The sequence below is a fragment of the Novimethylophilus sp. genome (assembly GCF_036504375.1).
Classification (GTDB): Bacteria; Pseudomonadota; Gammaproteobacteria; order Burkholderiales; family Methylophilaceae; genus Novimethylophilus.
Window position 1 is genome coordinate 1 of the sequence record NZ_DASXVH010000082.1, and the last position, 5,939, is coordinate 5,939.

Below are 5,939 nucleotides of genomic sequence, written 5' to 3' on the forward strand. Positions count from 1 at the left end.
CCAGCTTGTCCTTGACGGTGATTTCTTCCTTCGAGCGGGTAATGGCAACGGTGGCCGGTTCGCCGTAGCGCACCACCTTGGCATCGCCCAGATAGACAGCCTCATGCCCAAGTGTCTGCTTGGTTTCAGGATCGACCAGCGCTTCGCCCGGGCGATAAATCTGCCAGGTCATGCCGTCGCCTTCGTTGATGGCGCTGACATACGCCCGGTAGCCGGCCCCCAGCACCAGGCGTCCATCCGGCGCGGCGACGATTTCAGGCGACTCTTCCAGCTGTTTTGTTTCGATCACCAGCGGCTGGCTAAGGAAGGGAGAAATCACGCTGGGCGAAATGGCGGGGATGGCTGCCTGTTCCAGCGGTTCGGCGATGACGCCGGGTTCCAGCGTCACCGTTTCGCGCAACAGACGCAGCTCGGGTTGGCCATTGCTGGTGTCCAGTACCACCACGTCGCCGGGATAAATCCAGTGCGGGTTCTTGATCTGTTCGCGGTTCATCTTCCAGATCTGCGGCCAGCGCCACGGATCTTTGAGGAATTTCGCGGAGATGCCCCACAACGTGTCGCCTTTGACGACGACATAGCGTTCGGGGTGATTGGCTTGCAATTGCAACTCATCCGCGCATGCAAGGGATACGGTGCTGCAAAGCAGCAGCAGGGTTATAATTCGCTTTTTCATTCGGGGCACCTCGGCCAAGGCATTTGCGAAATCGGTTTAGATTTTGCATCTAATTTATTCAACAGGCAAGCTTTTATGGCTATTCTGCAGATTCTTCACTACCCGGACGAGCGTTTGCACAAGATCGCGGTACCGGTCGCTGACGTGGACGACAGCATTCGCAAGCTGGTGCGCGACATGGCGGAAACCATGTATGCGGCACCCGGCATCGGCCTCGCAGCGACTCAGGTCGACGTGCACCGGCAAGTGATCGTGATCGATAGCTCCGAAGCCAAGAACGATCTGCTGGTGCTCATCAATCCGCAAATTTTAAGTTGCGACGGTATGCAGGAATACGAGGAAGGCTGTCTCTCGGTACCCGGCGTGTACGAAAAAGTGAAACGACCGGAGCGCGTGACGGTAACTGCGCTGGATGCCGAAGGCAGATTATTTACGCTGGAGGCGGCCGGATTGTTGGCGGTATGCGTCCAGCATGAGATCGACCATCTCAAGGGCAAGGTGTTCGTCGAATATCTTTCCCAGCTCAAACAGGGCCGGATCAAGCATAAACTGAAGAAGCGTTTGCGAGAAACCATGTGATTCCCGCTGCTTAAGACATGGAACTCACCCATAAACCTCGGCTCCGCGCCCTCTGCAGCTGCGATTGGGCTCTATCATGAAAATAATATTCGCCGGCACGCCGGATTTCGCCGTGCCTGCACTGGCCGCGCTGCTTGACGCCGGGCACGAGGTTGCGCTGGTGCTGACCCAGCCCGACCGGCCGGCGGGGCGGGGCATGAAACTCAGGGCCAGCCCGGTCAAGGAATTGGCGCTGCAACACGGCTTGCAAGTGTTCCAGCCGGAAACGCTCAAGCCGGACGAAGCCCAGGCGCGGATTGCCGCGGCTGAAGCGGAGGCGATGGTGGTCGCGGCCTACGGCCTGATCATCCCCAAAAGCGTGCTCGATATGCCGCGTCTGGGTTGCTTCAACATCCATGCTTCGCTGTTGCCGCGCTGGCGCGGCGCGGCGCCGATTCAGCGCGCGCTGCTGGCGGGTGATGCCGCAACCGGCATCACCATCATGCAGGTGGTGCCGGCGCTGGATGCCGGGGCGATGTTGATGAAAGCCGCGGTGCCGATCACCGAAAACGATACCGCGCAAAGCCTGCACGACACCCTGGCGAATCTTGGCGGAAATCTGATGGCGGAGGCGCTGGCCAATCTGCATCGGCTGACGGCAGTGCCGCAGAACGCGGCCTTGGTCACGTATGCGGCGAAATTGCAAAAAACCGAAGCGCCGCTGGACTGGAAGCAACCGGCGCGCGAACTATCGCGCCAAGTGCGTGCCTTCAATCCTTTTCCGGTAGCGCAGGCGGCCATGCACGGCGAGCCATGGCGCATCTGGTTCGCGCGCGCGGCAGAAGGTAACGGCCAGCCGGGAACAATCGTCGGCATCGACAACGGCATAGTCGTCGCCTGCGGTGCCGGTGTCTTGCGCATCGAAGAGCTGCAAAAGCCCGGCGGCAAGCGTCTTAACTGGAAGGAATTCCTCGCGGGCACGCCGCTTAATCCGGGCGAGCGTTTCGACGCTTGAATTTTCCGCCAGCTCCGCCATCTAATGGCATGAGTCATCCAACCGAGGAAATCTGAATATGCTTGGCAACTGGTTCAAAACCACCATTCTGATGGCGGGCATCGTCGTCCTGTTCGGCGCGGTGGGTGCGGCGCTGGGCGGCGCTGGCGGCATGCTGATCGCTCTGCTGTTTGCGGCGGCGATGAATGTTTACGCCTACTGGTTTTCGGATGGCATGGTGCTGAAAATGTACAACGCGCAGGAAGTGGACGAGCAGAGCGCCCCCAAGTTCTACCGCATCGTCCGCGAACTGGCGCATAACGCCGGGCTGCCGATGCCCAGGGTCTATATCATCGATGAGGCGCAACCCAACGCGTTCGCTACCGGGCGCGATCCCGAGCATGCAGCGGTTGCGGCTACCACCGGCATTATCAACATGCTTTCCGAGCGCGAATTGCGCGGCGTGATGGCGCACGAGCTGGCGCACGTCAGGCATCGCGATACGCTGATCTCGACCATTTCCGCGACCATCGCCGGCGCGATTTCCTCGATTGCCCAGTTCGGCTTGCTGTTTTCCGGCGGCGACCGCGAGCGCGGCGTGCATCCGGCGGTGACGATCCTGATCATGATATTGGCGCCGATTGCGGCGATGCTGATCCAAATGGCGATTTCCCGTTCGCGGGAGTTCGAGGCCGACCGCGGCGGTGCTAAAATCAGCGGCGATCCGCAGGCACTGGCGGCAGCCTTGAAGAAGATACATAACTATGCCCATCAAATCCCGATGGATACCGCGCAGCAACATCCGGAGACGGCGCAGATGATGATCGTCAACCCGCTGTCGGCGGAAGGCATACAGGGGCTGTTCAGCACCCATCCTGCCACCGAGGAACGCGTCGCCCGCCTGATGGCATTGGCGCAAGGCATTGCATAAGGTCCAGCTGCTGGCCGCGCAGGCCGTGGGCCAGGTACTGGCCGGGCGCAACCTCAACCAGGCGCTGGACGAATTGCGCCGCAATCATCCCGAACTCGTCCCCCCGCAGCGTGCCGCGTTGCAGGATATGAGCTACAGCGCGCTGCGCTGGTTGGGCTGGCTCGATGCCGTACTGGGCCGGCTGCTGCAGCGGCCGCTCACCGATGAGCGCGTGCGTTGCCTGCTGCTGGTGGCGCTGGGCCAGCTGGAATACGGAAAATCGGCGCCCCATGCGGTGGTCGACAACGCCGTGCGCGCCGCTGCCAGTTTTGAACAGCCATGGGCCAAGGGGCTGGTCAATGCGGTATTGCGCAATTTCCTGCGGCAACGGGAGACGCTGTCGCAGCAGCTCGACCAGGATGAAGGTGCCCGTCTGTCCTATCCGTTCTGGTGGATAGCCAAGCTCAAAATCCAGTACCCAGAGGCCTGGGCCAGCATGCTCGTCGCCGGCAATACCCATCCGCCGATGACCCTGCGCGTCAATGCGCGCAAAACCGGGCGCGATGCCTATCTTTCGCTGCTGCTGCAACATGAAATAGCGGCATCCGCCGCTGGCGCGTCCGGCATCACGCTGGAGCGCCCATTGCCGGTGGAAAAATTGCCGGGGTTTGGCGAGGGGCTGGCCTCGGTGCAGGATCTAGGCGCGCAACAGGCCGCGCCGCTGCTCGATGTCAGTGCCGGCATGCGCGTGCTGGACGCTTGCAGCGCGCCCGGCGGCAAAGCGGCGCATTTGCTGGAACTGGCCGACATCGAATTGCTTGCGCTCGACAATGATGATGCACGGCTGAGCAAGGTGCGCGACACCCTGCGGCGACTTGAACTGGCTGCCACGGTGCGGCAAGGCGATGCAGCCCGTCCCGCCGGCTGGTGGGATGGCATCCCGTTTGACCGGATCCTGGCGGACGTGCCGTGCAGCGCTTCCGGCATCGTGCGCCGCCATCCGGATATCAAATGGCTGCGGCGCGATGCCGATATCGCGAGCTTTGGCGCACAGCAAGCCAATATCCTGCGCGGATTGTGGTCAACCCTGGCAAAGGGTGGTAAATTGCTCTATGCAACCTGTTCGGTATTTCAGGAAGAAAACAGCCTGCAGGTTGAAACCTTTCTCGCCGAAACGCCGGATGCGCGGTGCCTGTCCCTGGATGGTCCGGCAATATCCGGTCTAGAACAAGAAGGCCAGCTACTGCCCTGTGATGCCCATGATGGCTTTTATTACGCGCTATTGCAAAAAAATTAGCCTATGCCTGCTGGTCGTCGGCCTGCTGACGGCACGTGCCGTTCTGGCAGCGGGAATCACCGTGGAGCATGCCGAATTGGCACCGGCGGAAGAAGCCTATCTCCTGCATGCGGATTTCAATATCGAGCTGAATGCCGAGGTAGAAGAGGCGATCAATAAAGGCGTGGCGCTCAATTTCCTGGTCGAATTCGCGCTGATGGAGCCGCATCGCTACTGGTTCGACGATGAGGTGAGCAGTGCGAGCCGGACGATACGCTTAAGCTATCATGCCTTGTCCCGCCAATATCTGATCAATATCGGCAGCCATCAGGCCACTGTTTCGACGTTGCGGGAAGCGGTGCAGGCCTTGGGCCAGCTGCGGGATTGGCCGGTGGTGGAAAAATCCCTGCTGAAAAAGGGTACGCCCTATTACGCGATGCTGCGCATGCGCCTCGATCATGGCAGTCTGCCCAAACCGCTGCAGGTCAGCGCGATCGGTTCGGAAAAGTGGGACCTGATTTCAGAGCGCTATCGTTGGGCTCCGGCATTGGATAAAACCCCGGCATTGGATAAATCGGTTTCGGACAAACCCAGTCTCGACAAGTGAAATACGTTGTTTTTATCGGTATTGCATTGGGCGCGGTATTGCTCTATCTGCTCTCGCACGCCAGTGCCAACACCGCCGTTTCCGGACAGAGCTACACGATACTGCTCGCGCTCAACGTGGTATTGGCGGGTTCGCTGACGATACTGGTCGGCTGGCAGCTTTGGAAGCTGTATCGTCAGATCAAAGCCCAGGTGATGGGCAGCCGGCTGACGCTGCGCCTCTTGGGCATGTTCGCGATGATGGCCATCATCCCCGGGTTGGTGGTGTATGCGGTGTCGGTCAATTTTCTTACCCGTTCCATCGAATCCTGGTTCAACGTGAAAGTCGAGGCGGCGTTGGACGGCGGTTTGCGGCTGGGCCAGAGCACGCTCGACATCATGCTGCGCGATCTCGAAGAAAAAGCCGAAAGCATGGCAGCATCACTCTCGCTGCAGGGGTCGATGGCCCATGTTTCCGCATTGAACGATCTGCGCGAGAAAGCGGGCGTGCAGGATGCGGCGCTGTTGACGCCGCAGGGGCGCATTGTCGCGTTTTCCAGCAACGATGCCACCAGCTTCCTGCCGGAGCTGCCCAGCGTGCAGCAGCTGCGCCAGGCGCGCCAGCGTGCCCATGGCGTGATCGAGCCCATATCCGGTAAGGGGCTGTATTTGCGCGTGCTGGCGCCGGTCAATACTTTCGATCTGCGCGGTGAGTCGCGCATCTTGCAGTTGATGCGGCCAGTGCCCAAAACGCTCTCCGACACTGCGGAATCGGTGCAGGCGGTGTACCAGGATTACCAGGAGTTGTCTTACGCCAGGCAATCATTGAAACAAGTCTTCGCGCTGACATTGACGCTGGTGCTGATGCTGGCGATGTTGTCCGCGGTGGCGTTCGCCTTCGTGCTGAGCCGGCGCCTGTCGGCCCCGCTGGGCTTGCTGGCAG

6 protein-coding genes and 1 pseudogene are annotated in these 5,939 nt (G+C 60.5%); 6 read left to right on the top strand and 1 reads right to left on the bottom strand.

From position 1 onward, the window contains the following. On the bottom strand, positions 1 to 673 hold a 673-nt coding region (locus VGK14_RS11890), incomplete at its 3' end, for a LysM peptidoglycan-binding domain-containing protein (RefSeq protein WP_331509307.1). Between the two features lie 75 nt (positions 674 to 748). On the opposite strand from VGK14_RS11890, the gene def reads away from it, so the two are divergent. The 6 genes and pseudogenes from def to VGK14_RS11920 all read left to right on the top strand — a co-directional run. After that, positions 749 to 1,252, top strand: a complete 504-nt coding sequence (gene def, locus VGK14_RS11895) for a peptide deformylase (protein ID WP_331509308.1) — start codon at positions 749 to 751, stop codon at positions 1,250 to 1,252. Between the two features lie 76 nt (positions 1,253 to 1,328). Then, positions 1,329 to 2,246, top strand: a complete 918-nt coding sequence (gene fmt, locus VGK14_RS11900) for a methionyl-tRNA formyltransferase (protein ID WP_331509309.1) — start codon at positions 1,329 to 1,331, stop codon at positions 2,244 to 2,246. A gap of 58 nt (positions 2,247 to 2,304) precedes the next feature. Continuing rightward, positions 2,305 to 3,156, top strand: coding sequence for a zinc metalloprotease HtpX (htpX, locus tag VGK14_RS11905; RefSeq protein ID WP_331509310.1), 852 nt, complete (start codon positions 2,305 to 2,307; stop codon positions 3,154 to 3,156). Beyond that, the gene (gene rsmB / locus VGK14_RS11910; RefSeq protein WP_331509311.1) at positions 3,149 to 4,432 is read left to right on the top strand and encodes a 16S rRNA (cytosine(967)-C(5))-methyltransferase RsmB; all 1,284 of its coding nucleotides are present in this window, start codon (positions 3,149 to 3,151) and stop codon (positions 4,430 to 4,432) included. Before htpX ends, rsmB begins: the two co-directional genes overlap by 8 nt. Continuing rightward, on the top strand, positions 4,395 to 5,018 hold the full coding sequence (locus VGK14_RS11915; RefSeq protein WP_331509312.1) for a DUF4390 domain-containing protein: 624 nt from the start codon (positions 4,395 to 4,397) through the stop codon (positions 5,016 to 5,018). The genes rsmB and VGK14_RS11915 overlap by 38 nt, the downstream gene beginning before the upstream one ends. Then, positions 5,015 to 5,939: pseudogene (locus tag VGK14_RS11920) on the top strand (PAS domain-containing sensor histidine kinase); the annotation flags it as partial. The gene VGK14_RS11915 and the pseudogene VGK14_RS11920, both read left to right, overlap by 4 nt.

What these genes read in the sequence shown, in the direction of transcription:
- def (WP_331509308.1), top strand. Translation starts at nt 749, where the DNA reads ATGGCTATTCTGCAGATTCTTCACTACCCGGACGAGCGTTTGCACAAG.
- fmt (WP_331509309.1), top strand. Translation starts at nt 1,329, where the DNA reads ATGAAAATAATATTCGCCGGCACGCCGGATTTCGCCGTGCCTGCACTG.
- htpX (WP_331509310.1), top strand. Translation starts at nt 2,305, where the DNA reads ATGCTTGGCAACTGGTTCAAAACCACCATTCTGATGGCGGGCATCGTC.
- VGK14_RS11915 (WP_331509312.1), top strand. Translation starts at nt 4,395, where the DNA reads ATGATGGCTTTTATTACGCGCTATTGCAAAAAAATTAGCCTATGCCTG.